The 25,030-nt window shown below is 56.2% G+C and carries 21 protein-coding genes and 2 pseudogenes; 9 read left to right on the top strand and 14 right to left on the bottom strand.

Annotated elements, in window-relative coordinates:
* The first annotated feature begins 191 nt into the window (after positions 1-191).
* The 5 genes from ACSZPK_RS04100 to ACSZPK_RS04080 all read left to right on the top strand — a co-directional run bounded on the left by ACSZPK_RS04100 (position 192) and on the right by ACSZPK_RS04080 (position 5,049).
* Complete coding sequence (locus ACSZPK_RS04100) at positions 192-1,928, top strand: hypothetical protein (protein ID WP_437880102.1); 1,737 nt, start codon at positions 192-194, stop codon at positions 1,926-1,928.
* Between the two features lie 49 nt (positions 1,929-1,977).
* The gene (locus ACSZPK_RS04095; protein WP_437880101.1) at positions 1,978-2,499 is read left to right on the top strand and encodes a hypothetical protein; all 522 of its coding nucleotides are present in this window, start codon (positions 1,978-1,980) and stop codon (positions 2,497-2,499) included.
* A gap of 381 nt (positions 2,500-2,880) precedes the next feature.
* On the top strand, positions 2,881-3,864 hold the full coding sequence (locus ACSZPK_RS04090; protein ID WP_437880100.1) for an integrase domain-containing protein: 984 nt from the start codon (positions 2,881-2,883) through the stop codon (positions 3,862-3,864).
* Positions 3,857-4,138 carry a hypothetical protein gene (locus ACSZPK_RS04085; protein WP_437880099.1) on the top strand — a complete coding sequence of 94 codons (282 nt, stop codon included), beginning with the start codon at positions 3,857-3,859 and terminating at the stop codon, positions 4,136-4,138. The genes ACSZPK_RS04090 and ACSZPK_RS04085 overlap by 8 nt, the downstream gene beginning before the upstream one ends.
* A 344-nt stretch (positions 4,139-4,482) precedes the next feature.
* Entirely contained in the window at positions 4,483-5,049 is a 567-nt protein-coding gene (locus ACSZPK_RS04080; protein WP_437880098.1) for a sce7726 family protein, read from the top strand.
* Here ACSZPK_RS04080 and ACSZPK_RS04075 read toward each other — a convergent pair.
* The 12 genes from ACSZPK_RS04075 to ACSZPK_RS04020 all read right to left on the bottom strand — a co-directional run bounded on the left by ACSZPK_RS04075 (position 5,030) and on the right by ACSZPK_RS04020 (position 16,032).
* Positions 5,030-6,097, bottom strand: a complete 1,068-nt coding sequence (locus tag ACSZPK_RS04075; RefSeq protein WP_437880097.1) for a beta family protein — start codon at positions 6,095-6,097, stop codon at positions 5,030-5,032. The two genes, ACSZPK_RS04080 and ACSZPK_RS04075, sit on opposite strands and share 20 nt — an antisense overlap.
* On the bottom strand, positions 6,090-6,914 hold the full coding sequence (locus ACSZPK_RS04070; RefSeq protein ID WP_437880096.1) for an ImmA/IrrE family metallo-endopeptidase: 825 nt from the start codon (positions 6,912-6,914) through the stop codon (positions 6,090-6,092). Before ACSZPK_RS04070 ends, ACSZPK_RS04075 begins: the two co-directional genes overlap by 8 nt.
* Positions 6,907-7,584 (bottom strand): hypothetical protein, encoded by a 678-nt coding sequence (locus tag ACSZPK_RS04065; protein WP_437880095.1) that lies wholly within the window; start codon positions 7,582-7,584, stop codon positions 6,907-6,909. Before ACSZPK_RS04065 ends, ACSZPK_RS04070 begins: the two co-directional genes overlap by 8 nt.
* 760 nt (positions 7,585-8,344) lie before the next feature.
* Positions 8,345-8,644: a type II toxin-antitoxin system RelE family toxin gene (locus tag ACSZPK_RS04060; protein WP_437880094.1), complete on the bottom strand. Its 300-nt coding sequence runs from the start codon at positions 8,642-8,644 to the stop codon at positions 8,345-8,347.
* Entirely contained in the window at positions 8,634-8,873 is a 240-nt protein-coding gene (locus tag ACSZPK_RS04055; RefSeq protein ID WP_377733481.1) for a type II toxin-antitoxin system RelB/DinJ family antitoxin, read from the bottom strand. Before ACSZPK_RS04055 ends, ACSZPK_RS04060 begins: the two co-directional genes overlap by 11 nt.
* Positions 8,874-9,463: 590 nt before the next feature.
* Positions 9,464-10,963 carry a CoA-acylating methylmalonate-semialdehyde dehydrogenase gene (locus ACSZPK_RS04050; RefSeq protein WP_437880093.1) on the bottom strand — a complete coding sequence of 500 codons (1,500 nt, stop codon included), beginning with the start codon at positions 10,961-10,963 and terminating at the stop codon, positions 9,464-9,466.
* Positions 10,964-11,009: 46 nt separating this feature from the next.
* Entirely contained in the window at positions 11,010-11,372 is a 363-nt protein-coding gene (locus ACSZPK_RS04045) for a RidA family protein (protein WP_437880092.1), read from the bottom strand.
* 33 nt (positions 11,373-11,405) lie between these two features.
* Positions 11,406-12,131, bottom strand: a complete 726-nt coding sequence (locus ACSZPK_RS04040; RefSeq protein ID WP_437880091.1) for an amino acid ABC transporter ATP-binding protein — start codon at positions 12,129-12,131, stop codon at positions 11,406-11,408.
* Between the two features lie 12 nt (positions 12,132-12,143).
* The gene (locus ACSZPK_RS04035) at positions 12,144-12,785 is read right to left on the bottom strand and encodes an amino acid ABC transporter permease (RefSeq protein ID WP_437880090.1); all 642 of its coding nucleotides are present in this window, start codon (positions 12,783-12,785) and stop codon (positions 12,144-12,146) included.
* A 54-nt stretch (positions 12,786-12,839) separates the two neighbouring features.
* On the bottom strand, positions 12,840-13,625 hold the full coding sequence (locus ACSZPK_RS04030; RefSeq protein WP_437880089.1) for an ABC transporter substrate-binding protein: 786 nt from the start codon (positions 13,623-13,625) through the stop codon (positions 12,840-12,842).
* Positions 13,626-13,782: 157 nt separating this feature from the next.
* Positions 13,783-15,189, bottom strand: coding sequence for an NAD(P)/FAD-dependent oxidoreductase (locus ACSZPK_RS04025; RefSeq protein ID WP_437880088.1), 1,407 nt, complete (start codon positions 15,187-15,189; stop codon positions 13,783-13,785).
* A gap of 72 nt (positions 15,190-15,261) precedes the next feature.
* Positions 15,262-16,032: a helix-turn-helix domain-containing protein gene (locus ACSZPK_RS04020; protein WP_437880087.1), complete on the bottom strand. Its 771-nt coding sequence runs from the start codon at positions 16,030-16,032 to the stop codon at positions 15,262-15,264.
* A 402-nt stretch (positions 16,033-16,434) separates the two neighbouring features.
* Here ACSZPK_RS04020 and ACSZPK_RS04015 point away from each other — a divergent pair, with 402 nt between their 5' ends.
* The 3 genes from ACSZPK_RS04015 to ACSZPK_RS04005 all read left to right on the top strand — a co-directional run bounded on the left by ACSZPK_RS04015 (position 16,435) and on the right by ACSZPK_RS04005 (position 19,933).
* Positions 16,435-17,424, top strand: a complete 990-nt coding sequence (locus ACSZPK_RS04015; RefSeq protein ID WP_437880086.1) for a hypothetical protein — start codon at positions 16,435-16,437, stop codon at positions 17,422-17,424.
* Positions 17,421-18,518 (top strand): hypothetical protein, encoded by a 1,098-nt coding sequence (locus ACSZPK_RS04010; RefSeq protein ID WP_437880085.1) that lies wholly within the window; start codon positions 17,421-17,423, stop codon positions 18,516-18,518. The genes ACSZPK_RS04015 and ACSZPK_RS04010 overlap by 4 nt, the downstream gene beginning before the upstream one ends.
* 125 nt (positions 18,519-18,643) lie before the next feature.
* The gene (locus ACSZPK_RS04005) at positions 18,644-19,933 is read left to right on the top strand and encodes an NAD(P)/FAD-dependent oxidoreductase (protein ID WP_437880084.1); all 1,290 of its coding nucleotides are present in this window, start codon (positions 18,644-18,646) and stop codon (positions 19,931-19,933) included.
* Between the two features lie 7 nt (positions 19,934-19,940).
* Here ACSZPK_RS04005 and ACSZPK_RS04000 read toward each other — a convergent pair.
* Positions 19,941-20,489: pseudogene (locus ACSZPK_RS04000) on the bottom strand (methyl-accepting chemotaxis protein); the annotation flags it as partial.
* 306 nt (positions 20,490-20,795) lie between these two features.
* Positions 20,796-21,872 (bottom strand): annotated as a pseudogene (locus ACSZPK_RS03995) (Cache 3/Cache 2 fusion domain-containing protein); the annotation flags it as partial.
* Between the two features lie 387 nt (positions 21,873-22,259).
* On the opposite strand from ACSZPK_RS03995, the gene rep reads away from it, so the two are divergent.
* Positions 22,260-24,269, top strand: a complete 2,010-nt coding sequence (gene rep, locus ACSZPK_RS03990; RefSeq protein ID WP_437880083.1) for a DNA helicase Rep — start codon at positions 22,260-22,262, stop codon at positions 24,267-24,269.
* Positions 24,270-25,030: the final 761 nt, after the last annotated feature.

Genomic DNA, 25,030 nt, shown 5'->3' with positions numbered 1-25,030 from the left:
AGTCGCGACGAAAGCTATCGCAGCCCAAAGCGGACAGCAGGACCAAGAAATAATCTGTCCCCTTTTTCCCCATGATTAAATTTGAAAATAAAATATAAATTTCTGAATTTATATTTCTTTTACTGACATTCCCCTTCTCAAACGTCTTGTACTAATAGTCATAACTCGTATCAGAAACAAGGAGAGCTAGGATGGCTGCGATTGAGTTAGACCCGACATGGGTAACTGACAGGCAGGACACGACTGGGAGTAGTGATTACGTGGGCGGTGGTTTCTACTCGTCACCTGCGGCACCTCATCAATACCTATACTTTATTAGAGAAGGGAATAATCGGTTCTTCGAACAAAATAGAGCAATATACGACCCGCACTATGAAAGCCCGGACAGCAGTAACTTTATTATTAAAGGAATGATGGGTTTTCTAATTCCGGAGATGGCGGGCTACAAAGGCACCCTCGCAGAACTAAATAAATCAATTCTGACGGAAGCCGAATTTAACTCGATAAAGGCCGCAGCAACAAAAAGCAACTTACTAGCCCAATTTGCACTAGCGGGCTATTCGGCAAATGAGGATATACAAAATGGTGTTCCTCATCAAGTAGCCATAGCAACTCAAACAGCGCTTCTGGTAGGTGCTACTCTTCTAACTGTTTCTACAGCGGGATTTGGGTTACCCGTTGCTTTAGCTGTTGGGCTTATGGCATCTCTTGCAATTGAGGCCTTCGGTGCACAGAGTTTTTTAAATGAATATTTCGCTGGTATTTTAGGCCTTCCTCTTCCATCCCCAGATGAATCTAATGAAAACCAGCCTGGCTTAACTGGTTATCAATTCCATCAAGCCATAATGAAAATTATTGAAAATCCTGCTGAATATCCAGACGCAGAAAAAATGATTTCTGATGCTTTAAAGGAGATTAGCAACATCATAATTGGTAACGAAGTTGATGGGCACCAAGTTTCAGAACTGACTGAGTCCACACCTAGCATCATCAATCTCTCAGAAATAGAAGTTAATGATGGCGGACAAAAAGTATTCGACGCAAGCGACAGTTCAGGTGCTTTCTTATTTGTAACAGATGAAAGTGGCGGCAAAATAATTGGAGGGAATGGAACAAACTGGTTTTTGATAAAAGACACATGGGCAATGGATTTTTTATCTAGGAATCAAATAATAGGTGGATCTGGAGTTAATATATTAGACTTCAGCAACACTGATTATGAAGTGCACATGATGCTTAGCGGGAATGATTATAAAAACGAAAAAATATCAGAGCTTATGAGCTTATATGGTCCACATTTCTTGGACGAGGACATGGCCATGACGCTACGAAACGGACAATTTCCATGGCTAGGGACAGAATATGCAAGTCTATATGATGAGTATAAAAATATAGATATAATCATTGGCTCGCCTTGGAATGATGTACTAGTTGGAGATTGGATTGGTGGCAATACTATCAGCGGCGGATATGGCAATGATCACATCGTAGTTCATGGAGGAAGCAATGTTATAAAATTCTACGACTCTGACTTTTCTCTACCGGGCGAAGAGCTAATTACAAAAACGGTCCATGGTTTGACGCTCGCCCAAGAGGCAGAATACTTTAATGGTATGAACTACACACCAAGTCTTGGCTATTATTACAGACTGGAGCATGACACTCTAGATTTCAGCGCAATGGATGCTGACTTAACTACTGATGACAAGCAAAACTTTAACTGGATTGGTTATAGTGAGTTTTCAGGTACAGCAGGTGAGTTAAGGCTCACATTCGATTTGTATAGTCCCCAGCCTCACTATATCGAAGGTGACCGAGATGGCGACGGTGTTGCAGACTTTGTCGTCGCTTATGAAATTTATTATACAAATCCTTATGTAAGAATGCCTTGGTCACCTTTGATTGACGCAGAGGAAATACTCCTTTGATACCCTCTTCGGCATTCACCATCAATAAGCATAAATTCTAGAGGGCGACATGAGTCTTTATAAATCGATCGTCAATTCTTTAGTTGATCAAAGCCATGTGAGCTATAAATGGGCACCGCTGAAAATAGCTTTCTTGGTTTTCATGTGCTGGTTACTCACAAACTATATATTACTACCTTACACAAAAAACCTCATATTTCTGCAAGATATTGATAGAGCGGCACTTCTGGTTCCAAGTGACTTCAACATGATGTTGTTTTTACCAGCAATTGCTGCTGCCTCAATGGTTTATGCAGGGTCAGCAATACTTCACTTTCTAGCATACTTCAGGATATCGTATTACTCAAAAAGGAAGAGCGCATTAGTCTTAGCTTTAGCTGTTTTCCTTGGGATAGTATTTTTTACGCTATCGTTGAATGCAAAGCTATCCGTTCAGACAGCCTTGAAAAACGGCAAGTACTTTTCCTGCCCTTACTCGTATCACCCTTTATTCGAAGGATTGGATCTGGGCGGTAAGAGGATATACCCTAACATCCTTTTATCTAATAAGGCCTCTACCAGTTGCCCGTGATCCCTGCTGAAAATCCAGAAACGCTTATCCGCGCGAACATGCTCGAAAAGTTTAAGGGCTACGCTGGTTAGCCCTCCCTTCTTCTAGCTCCATCTGTCTTCGAACTCGTATCCAAGCTCTTCCAGCAGACCTCCCCAAAAAGGGGACAGATTCGGCGTGTGCGAATCGCCAATAAATCTGTCCACTTGCCCTCAAGCCTCCTGCCGCCCACCGGTAACAGTGCTCAGGAGGCCAGATCATGAGATTCCCATACTCCCGGAACAATCCCCCGTGAAGGGACAACCCTATCGGCCGCAAGGGCCTCGATCCCTGATTAACACGCAACATTCTTGGCGGGATGACATGGGGCCAGACCGGGAGGCTAAGTAGGAGGCAGCGGGTATGGCGCTGGTTGGAAAACGAGATGGACGTAATTTTGGGTACGGCAGGCAACTGAGTTACGCAGGGCCGCAAGCACTGAAAGACATGTTCGGCGGCGGCCACTACGGCACGGTCAAAGCGCATGGTGATCGGCGGCAGGCATTTGTACGCTGGTGCCGGTCGGAAGATGGGCCGGGGTTCAACGATGCGCGGCAGATTGATCGACAGACCTTGCTGGATTACGTCGGATACCTGCGTCAGCAAGTTGAACAAGGCGAAATCGCCATCGCCACTGCGCAAAACCGACTGTCCAGCGTGAACCGAACCATGGCGGCGCTTCGCGGTGATAAGCATGTGAAAGTGCCGAGCCCAAGCAGCGCGTTGGGCATGCAGCGCGACAGTGTTCGTCGCTCAGTGCCGCAAGGCCAAGACCACGAACAGGTTAAGCAGATAGTCGACGCACTCTGCGAGCGACAGATGCCACGCGCCGCTGCCATCGTTCAATTAGCGAGGGCCACTGGCATGCGCTTGCGTGAGGCCATCCTGGCTGACCTGCCACGGCTATGCCGGGAAGCCAGTGACCACGGCAAGATCAACATTCAGGACGGCACCAAAGGCGGCCGTGCCGGTGCTTCAGCGCCGCGCTGGATTACAGCGGATCAGCACGTTAGCGATGCGCTTGGATTTGCGCAGCGTGTTTCGCCAGCGGGTAGCCGAAACCTGATTGCCCCCGACGAAAACTACATGGATGTGCTGCAACACGTAGTACGCCCGGCGCGGGATGTTCTACACACGCATGACCTCAAAGGCTTTCATGAACTGCGAGCGGCTTACGCCTGTGAGCGCTATGAGCAACTCACCCAGCACCGCGCGCCTATCAATGGCGGTCGCTGCTACGAGATAGATAGGTGCCTTGATCACGATGCCCGAAAGCAAATCAGCTATGAGCTAGGTCACGGTCGGATCGATGTGGTCGCTGCCTATATCGGTGGCCGGCATGGGTAAGCCCTTCGATATGGAACTGTTCCTGGCTGGCGTGCTGACCGGCTCACACGCGACCCGGCAACGCCACCTGCGCCAGGCGAAAATCATCCAGGCTGAAATCGCAGCACGCTGGCAGCGAGAAACGCCTCGGGCCTGGCAGAGAAAGCATCTGGCTTGGTTTCTTGAGCATCACTTGAGCCAACGGAGTGAGGCGACGCGGTATTACTACTTGCTGACAGTGCGGCTGCTCGCTCGACGCCTGCAAACCTCGTGGGTTTTCAATCTCTATCTTTAAGGTCACGACTGATAGCAATCGGCTAATTTGGGGTAGTCCAAGGGTTAAGAACCAAATTCATACGCCAGAAAATTGTTATATGATAACGATCGCCCGCTCCAAGCTTTCGCCCCTAAATCGTCAGCATTTGAGGAACTGCTGTGATGCTTTTGTGTCCCTTGCTGATAGTTAGAGATGGCCATTTATACTGTTTGCGCTGAGGCGATTTTTTGGTGTCGATGATACAATGAGGCTTACTTGGCTTAGTATATTAAATTTCAGTAAGTGTCACTTTGCGGTGCGATGTCAATTACATGAATTTTTTCTAGGAATTAAATTAAAAATGGTACGAGCATATAACTAAGATGTTAAATGACTCATTAATTCGTGCCGCACTGCTGGCTAGATTAAGGAATGCTTATCCTCAGCCTAAAGCTCTCATTGAGGAACTACGAGTTCACAATGGCAACGCTATTGCGGATGTTGTTGCAATCCATAGAGAAGCCCACTGTTACGAAATAAAGGGAGACGGCGATAAAATTGAGAGAATTGCTCAACAAGGTATATATTATGATCTCGCCTTCCGAAAGGTCACTTTAGTAACAACTTCCAAACATATAGAAAAGGCGATTAAAATTGCACCTAATCATTGGGGAATACTCGAAGTAAAAGAAAGTTCTACAGGCAAGATTATCTTTAGACCAATTCGTCAAGCTCAGAAAAGTATCGCATTTGACAAGCAGATAGCGCTGTTAACTCTCTGGCGAAATGAACTATTTGATATTGCAACCAGCATAGAGGGAAAAGTACAGAGCAAGATAAACAGAGACTCTCTATCTTTTCTCATCTCTCAGGCTTTCGGAGCTCAAGAGCTTAGCCTTACGATAGGAAAAGCCCTTGTGCTTAGAACACTTATAAAAGATCAAGCATAAAGGAAATATGGGAATTAATTGTAGGCTTTAAGACACTACCGGGCATAACCGTCGATCCAAGTCCTGCCGCTTTTTCAACCAAGTACAAATCACCTTCTGAGTTTCCGTGTCGGAAGAAACTCTTTGCAACTATAGTTGCAGCAATATCATTGTACTGCTTAAATCCGCGCGGGTGTGTCTTGATGCCACCACCACGTACAATATAGTGCTTGTCCTCGTAAGAGTAGACCACTTTAGGCGCTGTAACGTTTAGCATATTGCGTGGATCAATATCAGAGTCCGAGTAGTCAGGACTCACAATGGTATAGTCCCCAAAAACCACATTATGCCCAGAAAGGCCGACAATAGCATTGCTGTAGATAGCAACTTCGTTACGAAGCAGATGTTTTTCGTTATTTGTTGGAAGTATGTCACCTGCTACTGGGGGGAGTGTAGACCCTGTAATAACAATAGCTTCATACGCATGGTCCGCGGCGGCGGCTATACAGAACGCTTTTATCTGTGCAGCACGAGCAACCGGGTCAACGTCCTTACAAACCCTATTGTCTATAACAAGTACCCATCGATCATACAAACCATTCCCCATTGCTATAAGGTGCAGAATATCCCCCCTAACCAGAGCATAACTGACAAGATCATCGCTGGAGATACGCAAGGCAATTCGCCTATTGCTCGCAGCCTTAGTTACAGCAGGCGTAAATACGCATGCATTCCGATCAGCCGTACGATCTATCCCAACAACTGGGTTAAAGTTTAGATCCTGGGCAAGCATACACGCTGCGAGGTATTCATAGCTGGGACGGCTGCCAATTAGGACCGAGTCCGGAATATCATAGTCATCTACGAAGTACTCGGGGACGCCCTTCATGTTCAGGCAGAATTTCCGAGCGGCAGTTTCTATAGTCTTCTTTAATACCTTATCATCCATATCCTTCTTCAAAGGTAGATCAAAAAAAGGAGCGATAAACTTCTTTCTTTCCTTGCTAAGGGACTTAATCGCGCCAAATTCATTAGCCTTAGCTTTAAGAAATGGAATGTACTTAGGCATCTGAGCTGATCATCCTTTTGACACTTATCTCATGGATAACATTGTTGAAAAGGGTATAGTTCCCCGAATCATGCCTTACAAAGCCCGCTAGAATTGCAGGGTGTATAGAAAGGTTTCGCGCATCCTTAAACAACTCTTCTTCATTACGGTGCCTCCGTACCGAGGCAGATCGCCAATCGCTGCGACTTATGAAGCTCTCTTTGGCAAGCTGGTTTGCCTCAAGCTCAACAATGTCGTCACCAATATCTTCAAGACAATCGAAGTGCGGATCATCAAGCCGGTCATAATGAATTGAAACATGAGACAACTCATGCATCAATGTAAACCAAAAGTAGTCGTATCTATTATATCGCAACGTCATTCCAACTACAGGTGTTCCACATTGAAGCTTAAAGAACCCCCCATCAGTTTTCATGCCGGCAGTTTGAGGTAAAAAAATCAGTGCAATACCATGCTGCCAAAGACAGCTAGATATTTGCTTTAAATTATCAGGATCTAAGGAAAGCCTAGATATATCTCTCAATGCATCTCTGGATAAACCGTTAAATCTTTTAACTTTTCCAGTTGAAACTACAATCTCAGCGTAGCGTTGAACCTGAGAAAGCCAGATGAGCATCTCGGTTTCTTTAACAGTACCGCTACGCCTGAATAGCGCACTCCCAGTCGCTCCCGATAGCAGGTCTTTAAAAATAAGCGGGTCGTTAGACCCTAGTTTTTTAGAAATTTCAGAGTAAACGTTCAACGCCCTGAGAAGACTTTCAGGAGTGCAATCAGATGTAGAGACGAAAAAATCTTCGAGCTCATTTTTATCATCCATTGACTGCTGCTCCGAATTCTTGAGCGGCCTCTTTGGCCATCTCGTAATAATCAAGACGCTCTTTCTTTCGCTCAGGAAAGCAGGTCATACCAATTTTATTATAGTAAGCAGCGGCCTTTGGTAACGAATGCAACGAAAAACCGGGGCGCAGACCTAAGACATCAGTCGCATATTGGGATGCATACCTAATCAAATCAGATCCTATACCTTTAAATCGTGCGGCGCTTAGCGGATTAGGTCTGTTCCATGGAGCAACTGCAACATACTCTATATAAAAAATCCCTTGCCCGTCTATAATACTATCTTTCGGATGGAATATAAGACAAGCAGCCTGGATCGCATCCTCAGCTACATAAAAAAACCAGTCATACTCCTCTGCACTATGATGAATCGCTTTAGCAGTCCATCGCCAGTGAGCATCCTCCATATGTAGATGAGATATCTTTTGTATAAACTCTTCCTCACTTGTTACCGAACTCTGTACACAGCGAAGAATTTCAACATTTTTTGCGGTCCACTCCGTATCACATTGATGGGCTAGCGCGAAATCCCACCCGTGAAGTAGCTGAAATGATACGCTTTGCCCATTAGTATTCGTCTTAATACCAGAAACAAACGCTGATGCTGGAGGGGAAGATGCGACAAGTGACTTGATGCTATTTATATCCATATAACACCGAAATTCAGGAACAATAGAATTTACTACAAAAATCCGGGATGTTTTCTCTGGCAAAAGTTCATAACGCTAGCCATCGCCCTGGTTTCATTTTTGCGAGACTTCTACCAGTTTGAAAATACCAAGCTGCGGAGTAGCACAGTAGCGGGGGGACCCAGCGCGATAAAGGTACGAAATCCATTTCTTCTCTTTCAAAAACTCTCAATTAGCGGAATCACACCAAAAGCCGCCAGCGTGGTGGCACTATAGTATTGCGACATTGTGGTGAATGTCTACGCTCCCTTCGTGATTTGTCGACGCACCAGTTTTGCGTTTCAATCAAGAATTGCCGTTATGCCTGCCCACGAGAAAGGGGCATATTCTTTCTGGCTCTCCGTCCGCTTTTGACAGCAATTTCCATTGGCACAGCCATCGCTGCCCAGACGAGGCAGGCCACGCTACTATTGAGTCGCAGCTCGCCGGAGACCCACCACTCTTCTCTGTTGCTCATCCCTTGAAATACAACTCAAGTTACATTTTTGGAGAGCAATCCAAATACGGTTAGAAATAGCTGAAAATCAGGTATTTTGACCGATTCGATTAATACCCGGAAAAAGGATATTCAAAGGGATAATTCGATTCAAAAAATCAAACAAAAACTATAATAATCATATACATATAAATCTGTTCGACTCTTGGTGCCGCCATACAGCTCAGCTGCATTCCACCGAACACCTTTAAAGCCTCTACAACCCACCCTTTGGAGGGTTGTCCGTTATGACGTTTTACCCACCAGTCGCTCTGCTGCCTTACGATAGGCCTGTTCCCGCTCGCGTTTATCTACAGCGACCACAAAGACGATAACCTCGTGATCGATCACTTGGTAAACCAATCGATATCCGCTACTGCGCAGCTTGATCTTGTAACAGTCCGGCAAGCTATGCAGCCGGTTCGCCTCAACTCTTGGATTGAGCAAAATCGAAACAAGTTTTTTCTTGAATTGCTGCCGGACCGTATCCCCCAGTTTTTGCCATTCCTTTAGCGCTCGCGCATCGAACTCAAGGCTATAGGTCATCCAGAGAAACCTTCACTCGCTGAGGGTCGGCAAGGCGCTCGCGAACGGTTGCAAGCAGCGCTTCATCCTCATCGGTCATCAGTACAGGCTTGAAGGGTAACTGCCCACGCTCGGCGACATATTGCAGCGCTTGGCGCATGAGCTCGGAAGGTGTAACCCCCAACCGCTCAAGCTCACGATAGGCCCGGTTTTTGAGATCGTCGTCTATACGAACATTGATGGATGCCATGATGGCTTGCTCACTGTAATGACAATAGTCTTTACAGTGGTGTAATTCTGAGCATCAGACAAGTGCCTGAAGGACACAAACCGACGAAGGACAAAGCTGCTGCACGCCGCTTCGTTTCCACAAATAGCCATAAAGAGCTGATTTGCTTACAGCTACGCGATGAGGTATCCAAAAAAATCCACCAGATTCCAGCCGCGCGAAAACCGTGCCATCGCAGCAAACAACCGTTCGTCTTGGTGCCGCGCCATTTAGGCCCCTAGAAGTCCACCCAAATCTCTGGAACCGTCGATTCGATAAAGGCTTACACCCTTGTGGCTCGTACGACCGTTCCACTGACCGACACCATCTGCCGCCTGGCAAGCTTGCTGATCGCGCCTACAGACTTTTCGATGGCGAAGGTCTGTACCTCTTGGTGCAGGCTGCAAAGGCGGCGCTTCAGGTGCGGCCAGGAAGGGTTCACTTCGCTCGGCAGCTATCCAGTGACGGGGCTGGACGCTGCAAGCGCCAAGCAGCTTGAGCTCAAGCAAATACGAGCGAAAGGCATCGATGCCGTAGAGTCACTGTCCGAGCAGAGCATTCAGCCTTTTGCATCAGCCATTGCTGGGAAAGGCGAATTGCGCGGCTTCATGGCTTGCTCGTTTGAGCCAACGTTGAGTCACCGATTTGCGCTTGGTATAGAAACGCACACCATCCGGACCGTATGCATGGAGGTCGCCGAATAGCGAACGCTTCCAGCCGCCGAAGCTGTGGTAGCTGACCGGCACGGGCAGTGGCACGTTCACACCAACCATGCCCACTTCGATTTCGTCGCAGAACAGACGCGCGGCTTCGCCGTCACGGGTGAAAATGCAGGTGCCATTGCCATACTCGTGTTCGTTGATCAGCGCCATCGCCTCTTCCAAGCTCTCCACCCGCATGATGCAAAGCACTGGGCCAAAGATTTCCTCGCGGTAGATGGTCATATCAGAGGTCACCTGGTCGAACAGCGTGCCGCCGACAAAGAATCCACCTTCATGACCAGGAACCTTAAAATTCCGGCCATCCAGCAACAGTTTGGCGCCCTGTTCTACGCCACTGGCGATGTAGCTCTCGACCTTGTTTCGGGCAGCATCGGTAACGAGTGGCCCCATGTCCAGGCCTGCTGAAGTGCCCGCACCAATCTTCAGCTCTCGGATCTTCGGCAGCAGTTTTTCGATCAGCTTTTCGGCAACTTGATCACCGACAGCAACCACCACCGAGATAGCCATGCAGCGCTCACCACACGAGCCATATGCCGCGCCCATCAATGCGTTGACCGTGTTATCCAGATCCGCGTCAGGCAACACGACAGCATGGTTTTTAGCACCGCCTAGTGCCTGTACACGCTTGCCGCGCTTGGTGCCTTCGCTGTAGATGTACGCTGCGATGGGGGTCGAACCGACGAAGCTCAGCGCCTTGATTTCCGCGGCCTCAATCAGGGCGTCTACCGCCTGTTTGTCGCCCTGGACAACGTTCAGCACACCTTTTGGCAGGCCCGCTTCGTTGAGCAGCTCGGCGATGTACAGCGTGGCGCTGGGGGTCCGCTCGGAAGGCTTCAGAATGAAGCAATTGCCACAGACGATCGCCAGCGGATACATCCACAGAGGCACCATGGCCGGGAAGTTGAAGGGGGTGATGCCTGCAACGATCCCGAGCGGTTGAAAGTCGCTCCAAGCGTCGATATTCGGGCCGACATTGCGGGTGTATTCCCCCTTGAGCAACTCCGGTGCAGCACAGGCGAACTCGACGTTTTCGATACCGCGCTTGAGTTCACCCGCAGCATCTTCGAGCGTCTTGCCATGCTCCTCGCTAATCAGGCGCGCAATGGCTGCTTCATGCTTCTCCAGCAACTGCTTGAAGCGGAACATTATCTGCGCGCGCTTTGCAGGTGGCGTGTTACGCCAGGCCGGATAGGCGGCACTCGCCGAGGTGATTGCCTGGCGCAGGACATCAGCGTCAGCCAGGCCAACCTGAGCAATCACCTCGCCAGTGGAGGGGTTGTACACATCACTGCCACGACTCGTGCTGACGACGTGGCTGTCATCGATCAGGTGGGGGATTCGTTTGGTCATTTGAGCTCCGTATAACGGGGAAATCGATCTTGAAAAGAGTGAGGCATCACGCCTCAACGGCTGCCTGGATCGCGATCTCGACGAGAATTTCCTCGCCGGCCATGTTGGCCTCGACGGTGGCCCTGCTGGGCAGCGAATGCTGGGGAGCCCAGGCACGCCAGGCTTTGTTCATCTCTTCGAAGTCTTGCACTGCGTGCTTGAGCCATACCTGGGCGAAGAGGATGTGCGACTTATCAGAGCCTGCTGCTTCCAGCAGAGCATCGATACGTTCCAGGATCTGCTGGGTCTGGCCATGCACGTCCTGAGAGCAGTCGTCAGCGACCTGGCCTGTCACGTAAACCACACCGTTGTATACGGAGGCATGGCTGAGGATTCCTGCATAGGGCTCAATGCGTTTGATGCTTGTCATGGTGATCTCAGGTGAGTGGGGATGTGGAGGGCGTTACCGACGGACGCGCCTCAAGAAATCCTGGGTTCGAGGATGCCGTGGCGATTCGAGTACCTGGGCGGCGGGCCCGCTCTCTGCGATGACGCCATCGCAGAGAAAACAGACTTTGTCTGCAACTTCTCTGGCGAAACCCATTTCATGGGTGACCACCACCATGGTCATGCCCTCGCGTGCCAGCTCGCGCATCACCGCCAGCACATCCCCGACCAGTTCCGGGTCGAGTGCTGAAGTCGGCTCGTCGAACAACAGTGCAGTGGGTCGCATGGCGAGGGCCCGGGCGATGGCCACTCGCTGCTGCTGGCCGCCGGAAAGCTGATGCGGCATGCAATCGCGCTTGTGCTGCATGCCAACCTTGGTCAACAGCTCCATTGCGTAGTCGGTGGCGCCTTGCTTGCGCTCACGACGAACCTGCACAGCACCCTCGATGACGTTTTCCAGCACGGTGCGATGGGGAAACAGGTTGAAGCGCTGGAACACCATGCCGACGCTCGCACGCAGTTGGTGGATATCACGGCTTGCAGCATCCACACGCCGATCACCAATATGGATATCACCACCGTCGTAGGTTTCCAGGGCATTGATACAGCGCAGCAGGGTTGACTTGCCCGACCCCGACGGACCGATGAGGCAGACCACTTCGCCAGTTGAAACGTCCAGGCTGATGCCCTTGAGCACTTCGAGATTGCCGTAGTGCTTGCGCACGTTGGATATCGTGATCATTGCTATGCCCTCTTATCGGCGCAGGCGTCGTTCGAGCCAACCGACCAGGAACAACAGTGGAAAACTCATGGCGAGATAGAGCAGGGCAGTCAGCGTGTAGACCGTCATGTTCTGGAAGGTCGACGAGGCGATGAGTTGCCCCGCATGAGTCATCTCCGCCACCGTGATGGTCGACACCAGAGACGAGTCCTTGAGGATCATCGTGAAGGTGTTGGCATAGGGCGGCAGGCTGATGCGCCAGGCCTGAGGCAGTACCACCCGGCGCATGGTCATGCTGGGCTTCATGCCAATGGCCTTTGCCGCCTCGACCTGGCCTTGGTCTACGGTCTGTATGCCGGCGCGGAAGATCTCTGCCTGATAGCCTGCATAACCGATTCCGAGGCCGAGAACACCGGCCTCGAAAGCAGTCAGGTTGATGCCCAGCTCTGGCAGTACGAAGTACATGTAGAACAGGACGATCAGAATCGGCAGGCCACGAATGATGTTGATCGTGGCGCTTGCCGGGTAAGAAAACGCCTTGTTGGGAGACAGCTTCAACAACGCAAGAACGAGCCCCAGCGCGCTGCTGACAAGCAAGGCCAGCACAGAGACCTGGAGGGTCACCACAGAGGCGGCCAGCAGCAGCGGAAGGAACTGAAGAACGTTATCCATCATGACTGGAAGATCTCGCTACGGCTTGAACAGAACCAATAACTCGAGAGCCTGGTGTCACTGGAGCGACCATTTCTTCAGTAACGCCTCAAGACGGCCATCCTTCTTCAGGGCGTCGAGGCCATCGTTGAGCTTGTTCAACACCTCGCGGTTGCCTTCCTTGACCGAGAAACCGATGCTGCCGGACATCTGCGCGCGGTAATGCGGCGCAAGCTTCAGCTTGGGGTTGGCGTTTTTTTGCAGTTGGAATGCGAGAATCGGGGCATCCCACAGACCGACGTCCGCCCGGCCCAGCGCCACATCGCGCATCAGGTCCACGGAAGAGCTGTACGTCTTGATCGCTTTGATGTCGCCGCGTTTCTGCAGGATTTCGATGAAGGTGGTGCCGGTCTCTACGCCCACGACCTTGCCCGCCAGATCGCTCAGCTCCTTGTAGTCGGTATCGTCGCTGCTCTGCTGCAACAAGCCTTCGCCATAGGTGTAGATAGGCTGGGTGAAGTCGACGACCTTTTCCCTTTCTGCCGTGATGTACATCGGCGCGGCAATGATCTGGATCTTGCCAGAGCCGATTGCCGGGATCAGTGCATCGAAGCCACTGGGGACCAGCTCGTAGCTGAAGTGCTGCTCCTGACTGATGGCCTGCATAAGGTCGGGAACGAAGCCTTGAATCTCTTCCGAACCCAGGTCGAGGAAGGTGAAGGGCATACCGGACTTGGTTGTGCCTACCTTGTAGGTTTCAGCCTGAACCACACCGGCGAAGGCCAGGGAACCAGCCAACAAGAGCGAGGTGATCGGTCGTAGTAAGCCGGCGATAGCGTTACGACGGGTGCATTGCATAGACATGGTCAACTCCTTTCATTATTGGTATGGGTCTGAGCGCTTCACTGCCGGACGCAGGTGGTGCCGGTCGGGTCAGGCGCTCTAGGCAGTTGGCAGGTATGTTGCGTTCCGGCTTTTCCAGACCGGATTCAGTCGTGCTCCGTTTTTTTGATTGGCTTGCTCAGCGCATCAGGCGCTCTAGGCTGGCGGCTACTGTGCTCACCAGCGTCCTACGCCAGGGTGCCGTTTCCGGGTTTGCCAGCACGCGATCCTCATTGGCAAACGCGCAGATGATTCCTTTATAGGCAAGCCAGCGGCATGGTTCGGGCTCCCAGCTCGCCAACGAACTGAGCGGCTTGTCCCTGAACACCCAGGGCTGTTCGACCCGCTCGCTCGGCTGATCGAGGATCAGGTCTGCCAAGGTCTGGCCGGCCAGGTGAGTGGCACCGACGCCTTCGCCACCAAACCCGCCGGCTAACGCAATACCCTGCTGCTTGTCGCACAGCATGTGTGGGCGGAACCGGCGAGCCATGCCGAGGTTTCCTCCCCACGCATGGGTGAGGTGAACACCGCGCAGCGAAGGGAACAGCGACTCCAGCAGCATCCGGCGAAGCCCGACCTCGTCGGCGTTTAACTTGAAGTCGGAACGCAGGCGTCCACCGAACTGATAGCCACCGCGAGCACCGAATACCAAACGGTCATCAACGGTTCTCTGGGCATAGGTCACCTGCCGACTGTGTTCACACAGGGCCTGGCCTTGCGCCAAGCCGATTTCGGCCCAACGCTCTTTCGCTAGAGGCTCGGTCGCCACAAGCATGCTCTGAACAGGAATCTGGATCTTTCTGAGTGCCTCGAAGCCGGCGGCATAGCCCTCCACCGCAGGAACGATCCACTGTGCGCCGACCCGAGCCTTGTCGGTGTGTACTGCACGTCCATGCCATCGACTGACAGGACTGTGATCGAAGATAGACACACCGAGGCGTTCGACGGCATCCGCGAGGCCTCGCACCAGCAGGGCGGGGCTGACCGTCGCGCAATGCGGGGAATAGATCGCACCGTAGGCGCCAGCTATGCGTACCTGGCGTTCAAGTTGCTGCGCATCCAGCCAGCGATAGTCGTGCTCGCTGTGCCCCTCTTCGTGCAGAGCCTTCAGTTCCTGGCGCAGTCGAGACTCTTGCTCGGGGTATCGGGCAGCGCAGTTGAGCATGCCGGCCTTGCGATAGTGGCATTCGATGCCTTCTTCGAGCAGTACGCGCTGAACATCGTCAGGGATCGATTGGAGCAGTCGGAACGACTGTTTTCGCTTATCGGCACTCAAGCCTCCAAGCATGCGCGACTCACCCAGCATTCCGCCGATCAGCCAACCGCCATTGCGTCCAGAAGCGCCAAAGCCACTCGTCTGTGCTTCAAGAATGACGATCCTGAGATGCGGTGCCTGGCGCTTGAGGTAATAGGCGGTCCAAAGCCCGGTGAAACCGGCACCGATGATGACAACATCCGCCTCGATGTCCTGGCTCAAGCAAGGACGAGGGGTAAGCGTATCGCCAAGCTGGTCCATCCAGAGGCTGACTTCATTCCAGGCCTGCATGTGCGACTCCCAATCAACGTGCGTGACGAAGACTAGGAGTGGTGAGCGCCTGGCGTCTTGCTTCCGTGCCCGTCAGGAATTTTTGCTGGCCAGTTGCTTCATGTACGCCTTGGGCGACATGCCCGTCCGTTCACGAAAACAGCGATAGAACACTGACAGCGAATTGAACCCCGCCATGAAAGCCAGATCGTCAGGGCGTAGTGCAGGGTTCTCTTTGAGGCGCTCGAGCATCCAGTCAATCCGCGCCTGGCTGAGGTACTGGTAGAAGCTCAGCCCCAGGACCTGGTTGAGCAGATAGGACATCTGGTTCCGCGTGTAGCCAATGGTTTCAGCCAGCCGGGTCAGATCGAATCCTGGCTCAAGGAAGGTCGTGCGGCTGCTGAAGAACTGCTCGAGATCCAGCAGCATGATGCTGAGGTGCTGCTTGGAAAGCCCAAGGCGCTGCCCCTGGTTCTGACGCCCCATGGGGGTGTCTCGGACCATCGTTGCGTATTCGTGAACACGCCAGATCAAGTCGTTCTTGACGGTGACCGCCTCACTGGCACGGAACGAGGCCAGGCGGCTGCTGCGCCTGAGCGACAAGCGCGAGCAATACTGGATGAAGGCGGTGTCGCCATCCACGCGGATGCGGTCAATGTGCTCGAGGCGGTGCTCTTCACTACGCGGCATGCCGGTGCGGATGTAGTCGGCCATGTCGGCGTAGGACAACTGCAAATTGTTGAAGAAATCGTAGTACTCGAGCTCAGGGTGATAGAGCGCGAGGATGGCCTCGATATCTCTCTCGACCCAGGCCTTGTGGTAGCGGGTAATGACTGCCCGGGTTCGACGGGTGACCTGATCCAACTGAGCACCTCACATGATCCAAGGCTTGTTTTGGGCGACCTGAACCCAGCGCGGCAGTACGGTAGTGATTATTGTGCAGCACGTCCGGTGTAGGCACTGGCAATCCCATACGACCAGCGACCTCGGTGCCTCAATCGACATCACTCTACCTTGCAGGCGCCCAGCAGCATAATCCCCGGGCCGCTCTGGCTTCTATCCACATCCTTGAGGAACTGGCGATCCGCTGATGCAGCCAGATCGAACCGCCTGGCAGGTAGCCCGTGGATGCACCGCTCGTACACGAACGCCTGGAGCCAGGCTTCGGGGCGATGACGCATCAGCGCTGTGTCTGGGCGGCGCCCGGCGCAGTATGATGGCGCCCGGGTATTTCATGCAGAACGTAGCGCATGGCCAGGAGAACGCATGGCGACGGAACGGCTGAGCAAAGCGCAACTCAAGGCGTTGGTAAGACGGGTCATCGTTGCCCAGGGCAATGACTTCATCAAGGAGCTGCTGCGCAGCACCAGCAACCGCATTGGCACGACCAAGGAAGACTTTGCCGCCAACCTCGATGCCGCCATCGATGACGACCTCATCACCCAGGCCGCGCTGGAAGCCTGGCTTGCCGAGGTAGAGGGCTGGGGCAACCAGCACCTTTACCTGATCGAACCGCCCGCCATCGACCACGCCACGCTGGTCGCCGGCATTGCCGCGAGCCCCCACGCCAGCCTGCTGGATGCCAGCGCCAGCCTCGACTTCCCCGACACGCTGGAACTGAAGCACATCGGCCTGACGCAGGGCGGCCTGTCGCTGACCTGGCACCAGGGCAAGGAAGCCTGGAACCGCTACAAGCCGAAGGACCGCATGGAGGTCGAGGGCCTGGAGCGCTATCGCCTCGACGCCTATCGCCAGCGCCTGGAGCGCAGCCTGGTGCGCTTCGAGTGGCGCTTTGCCGAGCCCTATTGCGCGGTCCTTATCCACCGCAACCCGGACATCGAGCACAAGGCCGTGTTCAGCGAGGTACGCGGCACGTTGAAAAAGCTCGGCTGCCCAGCGGCGGCCAGCGTTCCAATCCCACTCAACCAGGCGGTCAAGGTCGCCGCCATGCAAGGCAAAGGGGTGCACTCGACCCGCTTCGAACTCGAAAGCGGCTATGTCGAGATGGCCTCCACGCTGCCGGAGGGCGCCATCGATGCGGTGGAACCGGTGCGGGTCGTGCTGCAGAGCGTGGACCCCGACCAGTTCGACCGGGCGCAGGGCATGCTGCTGTTCTCGGTCGAGGGTCACGGAACCAGCCGGCCGCTTGCCGTGCAGGTCCATGGCCACGAAGGCCGGCTGCGAATCCTGGCGCAGTGCAAGCGTGAGGACGTGTTGCGCATCGTCGAACTGCTCTGGGGTTACAACCAGCCATGATCAGCCACTCACCGGAGACCCGCTGGGAAACCGAAATTGCCCGGCGCCTGGAACAAGGCCAGGGCCTGGAATTCTCGCGGGCGCAATTCGCCCAGGCAGTGGACTCGCAGGCGGACGACAGCACCTTGCTGGCCTTTCTCGACAGCCTGGTCAACTCAGCCAGGGCGAGAAGGATCGAAGCCTATCGCTGCCCAATGCGCGCCTGCGGCAAGATGCTCCCGGCAGGCGCGGACGGCACGTCGTGCCCCTATTGCCACAGCGACTATAAGGAGCAGGGCGAAGCGCCCATCGCCGAACATTTCTACCGGCTGAACGGTGAGATCAGCCGCGACATCCGTTGGGTGATCGTCATCCACGGCATGAACAGCCGCGCCAAATGGCAGGAGGAGTTCAGTTGGGAGATCGCCAACCGCCTCAGTTATTCGGCGCCCGTGCTGATCTACAAATACGGCTGGGCGACCATCGACGTGCTGGCGCGCTGGATGCATCGCCGGCTCGCCAGAAACCTGGGCGAACGCATCCGGATCGCCATCCGCCAGGCCGAGAAAAGCCACCGTCCCACGGCACCCGATATCGTCGTGCACAGCTTCGGCAGCCACCTGCTGTCACTGGTGCTGCAGAATCCGGCGTTCGACGACCTGAGGTTCGGCCGGATCATCACCGCCGCCAGTATCGTGCGCCCCGACTTCGATTGGGATCGTCATATCGCCTGCGGCCGGATCGAGGCCATCCTCAACCATGTCGGCGACAAGGACAGGGCCGTGCCTTTCGCCCAGTTCTTCATACCCGGTGCCGGCCCCGGTGGACGGGCGGGTTACCTGGCAAAATCCACGCTCAACGTGCGTACGGAAAGTTTCGGCCACTCGGGCTTCTTCATCGCCGAAAACCTGCGCGTGCTGATTTCGCGCGAAGGCCTGTGGCACGGCTTCCTGACCCGGCCGCTGGCGCACTTCCATCCCGAAGGCGCGTTCACGCCCAAGCCGGACTGGAAACGCGCACCGCTGCCATTGCGCTGCGTCGCCAGGCTACTGGCCTGGACGATCTTCTGTGCCTTGGCACCGCTATCGTGGCTGCGCCGCAGGCTCGATCCGTAGCCGCAGCCAAATGCCTCACAGCCCCCACTGCGAATTGGCGCCGATTCGCGTAGCGCTCTTGGCGGAGACGCTGAGGGCGCTTATGCTCGTCAAATATTCAGAACATAAGAAGCGGAATTTCGAACATGACCGTTCAGCCCCACACGGCCTCCTATTACGCCGCCACCCCGAATCGAACGCTTGTTTTTCCCGCTCTGCAAGGCGAGGAACAGGCGGACGTATGCGTCATCGGCGGTGGTTTTTCCGGCCTCAACACCGCCATCGAACTGGCCCAGAAGGGGCTCTCCGTGACGTTGCTGGAGGCCCACCGGATCGGCTGGGGTGCCAGCGGGCGCAACGGTGGCCAGTTGATTCGCGGCGTCGGTCATGGCCTGGAACAGTTCGAACCGGTGATTGGCGGTGAAGGCGTTCGCGCCATGAAGCTGATGGGCCTGGAAGCCGTCGACCTGGTGCGCCAGCGCGTCGAACGTTTCCAGATCGACTGTGACCTGACCTGGGGTTACTGCGACCTGGCCAACAAACCGCGCGACCTGGCGCATCTGGCCGAGGACAAGGCCGAGCTGGAAAGCCTCGGCTATCGCCATGAACTGCGCCTGCTCGACGGCCAGCACGTGCATGAAGTGGTCGGCTCGAACCGCTACGTCGGCGGCATGATCGACATGGGCTCCGGCCATTTGCACCCGCTCAATCTGGCGCTTGGCGAAGCGGCGGCAGCGGCGTCACTCGGCGTGCGTCTGTTCGAACAGTCTGCGGTCACACGCATCGACTACGGTCCGACGGTGAAGGTGCATACCGCCAACGGCCATATCCAGGCCAAGACCCTGGTGCTGGCCTGCAATGCCTACCTCAACGACCTCGAGCCGCGCATCGGCGGCAAGGTGCTGCCGGCCGGCAGCTACGTGATCGCCACCGAACCGCTGCCAGAAAGCCTGGCAAAATCGTTGATCCCGCGGAACATGGCGCTCTGCGACCAGCGGGTGACGGTCGATTATTACCGCCTCTCGGCGGACCGGCGCCTGCTGTTCGGCGGCGCCTGTCATTACTCCGGTCGCGACCCTGCGGATATCGCCGGCTACATGCGGCCGAAGATGCTCAAGGTATTCCCGCAGTTGGCCAACGTCGCCATCGACTACCAGTGGGGCGGCATGATCGGCATCGGCGCCAACCGCCTGCCACAGATCGGCCGCCTGCCGGACCAGCCCAACGTGTACTTCGCCCAGGCCTACGCCGGTCATGGGGTCAACGCCACGCACCTGGCCGGCAAGCTGCTCGGCGAGGCCATCGCGGGCGAGCAGAGCAGCGGCTTCGACCTGTTCGACAAAGTGCCGCACATCACCTTCCCCGGCGGCAAGCACCTGCGCTCGCCGCTGCTGGCCCTGGGCATGCTCTGGTATCGGCTGAAGGATGCGCTGTGACGGCGCCCTAGTGAAACCGCCCGATCTCCTGGCGTAGCGTCCCCGCCAGGCGCTCCAGCTCCTGGGCGGTATGCGCCAGGTTGGCCACGACTTCGCGCTGCTCGCCGTTGGCCAGGGCGATGCTCTGCAGGTTGTTGCTGAGCACGGTGGCGGTGGCGCTCTGCTCATGCGCCGCCGTGGTGATGGCGGCGAACTGCTCGCCAGCTTCCTTGCTCTGCTCGGCGATCAGGTTCAGCACCTCGCCGACCCGGGCGTTCAGTTGTAAACCGTTGCGCATCAGCTCGCGGCCCTGGTCCATGGTGTCGATGGCGCTGCCGGTCTCGCTCTGGATACTGCCGATCATGCTGGCAATCTGCTCGGTCGCCTCGCGGGTACGGGCGGCCAGGCTGCGCACTTCGTCGGCCACCACGGCGAAACCACGGCCCTGCTCGCCGGCCCGCGCCGCCTCGATGGCGGCGTTGAGCGCCAGCAGGTTGGTCTGCTCGGCGATGGCGGTGATCACGCCGACGATGCCGCCGATTTCCTGGGAGCGTTGGCCCAGCGTATTGACCACCGCGCCGGTGTCCTCCAATGCTTCGGCGATCTGTTTCAGCGCCGCCGAGGCTTCGTCCATGCTGCCTCGTCCGATGCCGGTCTGCTGGGCGTTCTCGCTGGCCAGGCGTTCGGTGTTGGCCATGTTGTCGGCGATACCCTGGGAAGTGGCGCTGAACTCCTCCACCGCGCCGGCCATGCTGGTGATCTCGCCGGACTGCTGCTCGATGCCTTCGTAGGCGCCGCTGGCCAGGCCGGTCAGGGTCTGGGCGCGGCTGGCGACTTCCTGGGAGGCACTGCGGATATGCTCGACCATGTCCGACAGGGCATCGCCCATCTGGTTGAAGTTGCGCGCCAGCTCGCCGATCTCGTCGTTGCTGCTGATCTTCAAGCGCGCGCTCAGGTCGCCGGCACCGAGGGCCTGGGCCTGGCGCACCAGCTCGCCCAGCGGGCGCAGCTTGCTGCGCAGCAGCCAGACCACGGCGGCCACGGTGAGGATCATCGCCAGCAGGCTACCAAGCGCCAGCTGGCCACCGACCGCCCAGGTCACCGAGCGGATCTCCGCCTTGGGCATGGTCGCCACGACCTGCCAGGGCCCGCCAGCGAATGGCACGGCGACGCTGAAGAACGCCTCCTCGCCATCGCTCCAGAACTGGCCGACATCCGGCTTGGCGGTCAATGTCGGCATGATCGCGTTCAGGCCATCGACCTGCCTGGCTCCGGCAGGTTGCACCAGCCAGGCATTCTTTTCGTCGAGCAGCGCCAGGGAGCCGCTCTTGCCGATGCGAAAACGCTGCAGGTTGGCGAATTGGCGGTTCTGCGCATCGGTGTAGTCGAAGCCAACGAACAACACGGCGATGACCCGCCCGGCATCGTCACGCACCGGTGTGTACTGGGTCATGTACAGGCGGTCGAACAGCAGCGCCCGGCCGACATAGCTCTGCCCGCCGATGACCTTCGGATAGGCCGGGCCCTGGCGATCGAGCACGGTGCCGATGGCACGGCTGCCGTCCTGCTTGTTCAGCGACGTGGTGATGCGCACGAAATCGTCGCCATCCCGGACGAAGACCGTGGCCACGCCAGCGGTCAGGTGACGGAATTCATCGACCTGGGTGAAATCGTTGTTCAGCGCCTGGCCTTTGAGCAGCAGTGCCGGCGGCTTCAACGAGGCAACCGCGATGCGTTGCTCATTGTCCAGCGCCAGGCCGTTGGCGAAGCGCTGTTCGAACAGGCTGGCCAGGCGCTGGGTGCTTTCCTTCAGGCTGCCATGGAAGGTATCGAGCTGATCGGCCAGCAGGCGCGCCTCGCTGTCGAGGTGCTGCCTACGGGTGGACAGGTTCGCCGTATCCAGCGAATGCAGGGCGAACAGGGTGCTGCCGGTGGTCAGCAGGACCAGAACGGCGACCATGGCGACAGCCAGTTGCCAGGCGATGCGGGACGGTGAACGAGGCATGGAAATCTCCGGGATACAATGAACGGAGCAAAACGGATGATGTAGCCGCCTATCGGCAGGGGCGCGAGAATACTTGAGTGTTCCACTAAGAAAAACGCCAATAACACAACGCCTCCTCAGCATAGAAGAAGTCCTCGCCCCTCACTGCAACGCGTAGAAACCGGGCGGCCGAGCACCGGGAGGCGCACGCAGCGGGATCAGAGAAAGCATTTCCGCCTCGATCGTCACGGGCCGCCTGCCTTGCCAAGCCCGGCGACATTCGGTCGGTCCGAGCGCCTGCCGCTTGAAGCTTGTCGCCCGGGGCTTGAAAATGATCGCCCCCGTTTTCCCGTGATGGTCACCATGTCCCGACTCAACCCCCGGCAGCAGGAAGCCGTCGACTACATCAGCGGCCCCCTGCTGGTGCTCGCCGGCGCCGGCTCCGGCAAGACCAGCGTGATCACCCGCAAGATCGCCTACCTGGTGCAGCAGTGCGGTATCCGCGCCCAGCACATCGTCGCCATGACCTTCACCAACAAGGCCGCGCGCGAGATGAAGGAGCGCGTCGGCACCCTGCTCAAGGGTGGCGAGGGCCGTGGCCTGACCGTGTCGACCTTCCACAACCTGGGCATGAACATCATCCGCAAGGAATACGCGCGCCTGGGCTACAAACCCGGTTTCTCGATCTTCGACGACGGCGACATCAAGGCCCTGCTGACCGACATCATGCAGAAGGAATACGCCGGCGATGACGGCGCCGACGAGATCAAGAACCTGATCGACAGCTGGAAGAACGACCTGATCCTGCCCGACGAGGCCCTGGCCAACGCCCGCGGGCCGAAGGAGCAGACCGCCGCCATCGTCTACCTGCACTACCAGCGCACGCTCAAGGCGTACAACGCGGTGGACTTCAACGACCTGATCCTGCTGCCGGTGAAGCTGTTCCAGGAGCACCAGGACATCCTGGAAAAATGGCAGAACCGCATCCGCTACCTGCTGGTCGACGAATACCAGGACACCAACGCCAGCCAGTACCTGCTGGTGAAGATGCTGGTGGGCATGCGTAACCAGTTCACCGTGGTCGGCGACGACGACCAGTCGATCTACGCCTGGCGCGGTGCGCGACCGGAGAACCTCAACCTGCTCAAGCAAGACTACCCGTCGCTGAAAGTGGTGATGCTGGAGCAGAACTACCGCTCCACCAGCCGCATCCTCAAGTGCGCCAACGTACTCATCGCCAACAACCCACACGCCTTCGAGAAGCAGCTGTGGAGCGAGATGGGCATGGGCGACGAGATCCGCGTGATCCGCACCCGCAACGAAGACGCCGAGTGCGAGCGGGTGGCCCTGGAAATCCTCACCGAGCACCTGCGCACCCTGCGCCCGTACAGCGAGTTCGCCATCCTCTACCGGGGCAACTACCAGGCCAAGCTGATGGAGCTGAAGCTGCAGCACCACCAGATTCCCTATCGCCTCTCCGGCGGCACCAGCTTCTTCGCCCGCCAGGAGGTGAAGGACCTGATGAGTTACTTCCGCCTGCTGGTCAACCCGGACGACGACAACGCCTTCCTGCGGGTGATCAACGTGCCGCGCCGCGAGATCGGCTCGACCACCCTGGAGAAGCTCGGCAACTATGCCAACGAGCGCAAGCTCAGCCTGTACGCCGCCAGCGACGAGATCGGCCTGGGCGAACACCTGGACGCGCGCTTCACCGAGCGCCTGTCGCGCTTCAAGCGCTACATGGACAACCTGCGCCAGCAGTGCGCGCAGAACGATCCAATCGCCGCGATCCGCAGCATGGTCATGGACATCGACTACGAACAGTGGCTGCGCCAGAACGCCTCCAGCGACAAGGTCGCCGAGGCGCGCATGGGCAACGTCTGGTTCCTCGTCGACGCGCTGAAGAACACCCTCGACAAGGACGAGGACGGCGACATGACCATCGAGGACGCCATCGGCAAGCTGGTCCTGCGCGACATGCTCGAGCGCCAGCAGGAAGAGGAAGAAGGCGCCGATGGCGTGCAGATGATGACCATGCACGCCTCCAAGGGCCTGGAGTTCCCGTCGGTGTACATCATCGGCTTCGAGGAAGAAATCCTCCCGCACCGCTCCAGCATCGAGGCCGACACCATCGAGGAAGAGCGGCGCCTGGCCTACGTCGGCATCACCCGCGCCAAGCGCAACCTGGCCCTGACCTTCGCCGCCAAGCGCAAGCAGTACGGCGAGGTCATCGACTGCACGCCGAGCCGCTTCCTCGACGAACTGCCGCCGGAAGACCTGGCCTGGGAAGGCCAGGAAGATGCGCCCGTCGAGGTGAAAGCCGCACGGGGCAACGATGCCCTGGCCAACATGCGGGCGATGTTGAAGCGCTGAGCCTGCTTCCGTTTCAGTTTGAGTAGCAGCTACGAGACAGGAAAGCCCGTTCGGATTATTTGTCGTCACTCCCGCGAAGGCGGGAGCCCAAATAAAAAAGCGCTTCTGGGTTCCCGCCTTCGCGGGAATGACGAGGTAGGCCCCGGCATGTGCGCCTGCCTGGCGCTCTTCGTTCGCCGCCAGCCATGAGGAGGCATCCATGGATGCCAACCACCTCATGCCCGTCGTCCTCGCGAAGGCGGGGACCCAAATGCTCCGGCGGCTTATCGCCTCACGTTTCTGGGTGATTCCCCTTCGGGCCAGCGCAAGCGCTGTTCAGCGATGGAGCCGCTGTCCCGCCTTCGCGGGAATGACGAGGTAGGCCCCGGCATGCGCGCCTGCTTGGCGCTCTTCGTTCGCCGCCGGCCATGAGGATGCATCCATGGATGCCAACCTCCTCATGCCCGTCGTCCTCGCGAAGGCGGGGACCCAAATGCTCCAACGGCTTATCACCTCACGTTTCTGGATGATTCCCCTTCGGGCCAGCGCAAGCGCTGTTCAGCGATGGAGCCGCTGTCCCGCCTTCGCGGGAATGACGAGGTAGGCCCCGGCATGCGCGCCTGCCTGGCGCTCTTCGTTCGCCGCCGGCCATGAGGATGCATCCATGGATGCCAACCTCCTCATGCCCGTCGTCCTCGCGAAGGCGGGGACCCAAATGCTCCAACGGCTTATCACCTCACGTTTCTGGATGATTCCCCTTCGGGCCAGCGCAAGCGCTGTTC

This window comes from Pseudomonas sp. LRF_L74 (genome assembly GCF_965644255.1).
GTDB lineage: Bacteria > Pseudomonadota > Gammaproteobacteria > Pseudomonadales > Pseudomonadaceae > Aquipseudomonas.
This window is presented reverse-complemented; position numbering and strand designations above follow the sequence as displayed.

What these genes read in the sequence shown, in the direction of transcription:
- ACSZPK_RS04085 (WP_437880099.1), top strand. Translation starts at nt 3,857, where the DNA reads ATGGGTAAGCCCTTCGATATGGAACTGTTCCTGGCTGGCGTGCTGACC.
- ACSZPK_RS04100 (WP_437880102.1), top strand. Translation starts at nt 192, where the DNA reads ATGGCTGCGATTGAGTTAGACCCGACATGGGTAACTGACAGGCAGGAC.
- ACSZPK_RS04060 (WP_437880094.1), bottom strand. Translation starts at nt 8,644, where the DNA reads ATGACCTATAGCCTTGAGTTCGATGCGCGAGCGCTAAAGGAATGGCAA.
- ACSZPK_RS04065 (WP_437880095.1), bottom strand. Translation starts at nt 7,584, where the DNA reads ATGGATATAAATAGCATCAAGTCACTTGTCGCATCTTCCCCTCCAGCA.
- ACSZPK_RS04040 (WP_437880091.1), bottom strand. Translation starts at nt 12,131, where the DNA reads ATGATCACGATATCCAACGTGCGCAAGCACTACGGCAATCTCGAAGTG.
- ACSZPK_RS04070 (WP_437880096.1), bottom strand. Translation starts at nt 6,914, where the DNA reads ATGGATGATAAAAATGAGCTCGAAGATTTTTTCGTCTCTACATCTGAT.
- ACSZPK_RS04005 (WP_437880084.1), top strand. Translation starts at nt 18,644, where the DNA reads ATGACCGTTCAGCCCCACACGGCCTCCTATTACGCCGCCACCCCGAAT.
- ACSZPK_RS04095 (WP_437880101.1), top strand. Translation starts at nt 1,978, where the DNA reads ATGAGTCTTTATAAATCGATCGTCAATTCTTTAGTTGATCAAAGCCAT.
- ACSZPK_RS04010 (WP_437880085.1), top strand. Translation starts at nt 17,421, where the DNA reads ATGATCAGCCACTCACCGGAGACCCGCTGGGAAACCGAAATTGCCCGG.
- ACSZPK_RS04045 (WP_437880092.1), bottom strand. Translation starts at nt 11,372, where the DNA reads ATGACAAGCATCAAACGCATTGAGCCCTATGCAGGAATCCTCAGCCAT.
- ACSZPK_RS04035 (WP_437880090.1), bottom strand. Translation starts at nt 12,785, where the DNA reads ATGATGGATAACGTTCTTCAGTTCCTTCCGCTGCTGCTGGCCGCCTCT.
- ACSZPK_RS04055 (WP_377733481.1), bottom strand. Translation starts at nt 8,873, where the DNA reads ATGGCATCCATCAATGTTCGTATAGACGACGATCTCAAAAACCGGGCC.
- ACSZPK_RS04050 (WP_437880093.1), bottom strand. Translation starts at nt 10,963, where the DNA reads ATGACCAAACGAATCCCCCACCTGATCGATGACAGCCACGTCGTCAGC.
- ACSZPK_RS04030 (WP_437880089.1), bottom strand. Translation starts at nt 13,625, where the DNA reads ATGTCTATGCAATGCACCCGTCGTAACGCTATCGCCGGCTTACTACGA.
- ACSZPK_RS04015 (WP_437880086.1), top strand. Translation starts at nt 16,435, where the DNA reads ATGGCGACGGAACGGCTGAGCAAAGCGCAACTCAAGGCGTTGGTAAGA.
- ACSZPK_RS04025 (WP_437880088.1), bottom strand. Translation starts at nt 15,189, where the DNA reads ATGCAGGCCTGGAATGAAGTCAGCCTCTGGATGGACCAGCTTGGCGAT.
- ACSZPK_RS04080 (WP_437880098.1), top strand. Translation starts at nt 4,483, where the DNA reads ATGTTAAATGACTCATTAATTCGTGCCGCACTGCTGGCTAGATTAAGG.
- ACSZPK_RS04090 (WP_437880100.1), top strand. Translation starts at nt 2,881, where the DNA reads ATGGCGCTGGTTGGAAAACGAGATGGACGTAATTTTGGGTACGGCAGG.
- ACSZPK_RS04075 (WP_437880097.1), bottom strand. Translation starts at nt 6,097, where the DNA reads ATGCCTAAGTACATTCCATTTCTTAAAGCTAAGGCTAATGAATTTGGC.
- rep (WP_437880083.1), top strand. Translation starts at nt 22,260, where the DNA reads ATGTCCCGACTCAACCCCCGGCAGCAGGAAGCCGTCGACTACATCAGC.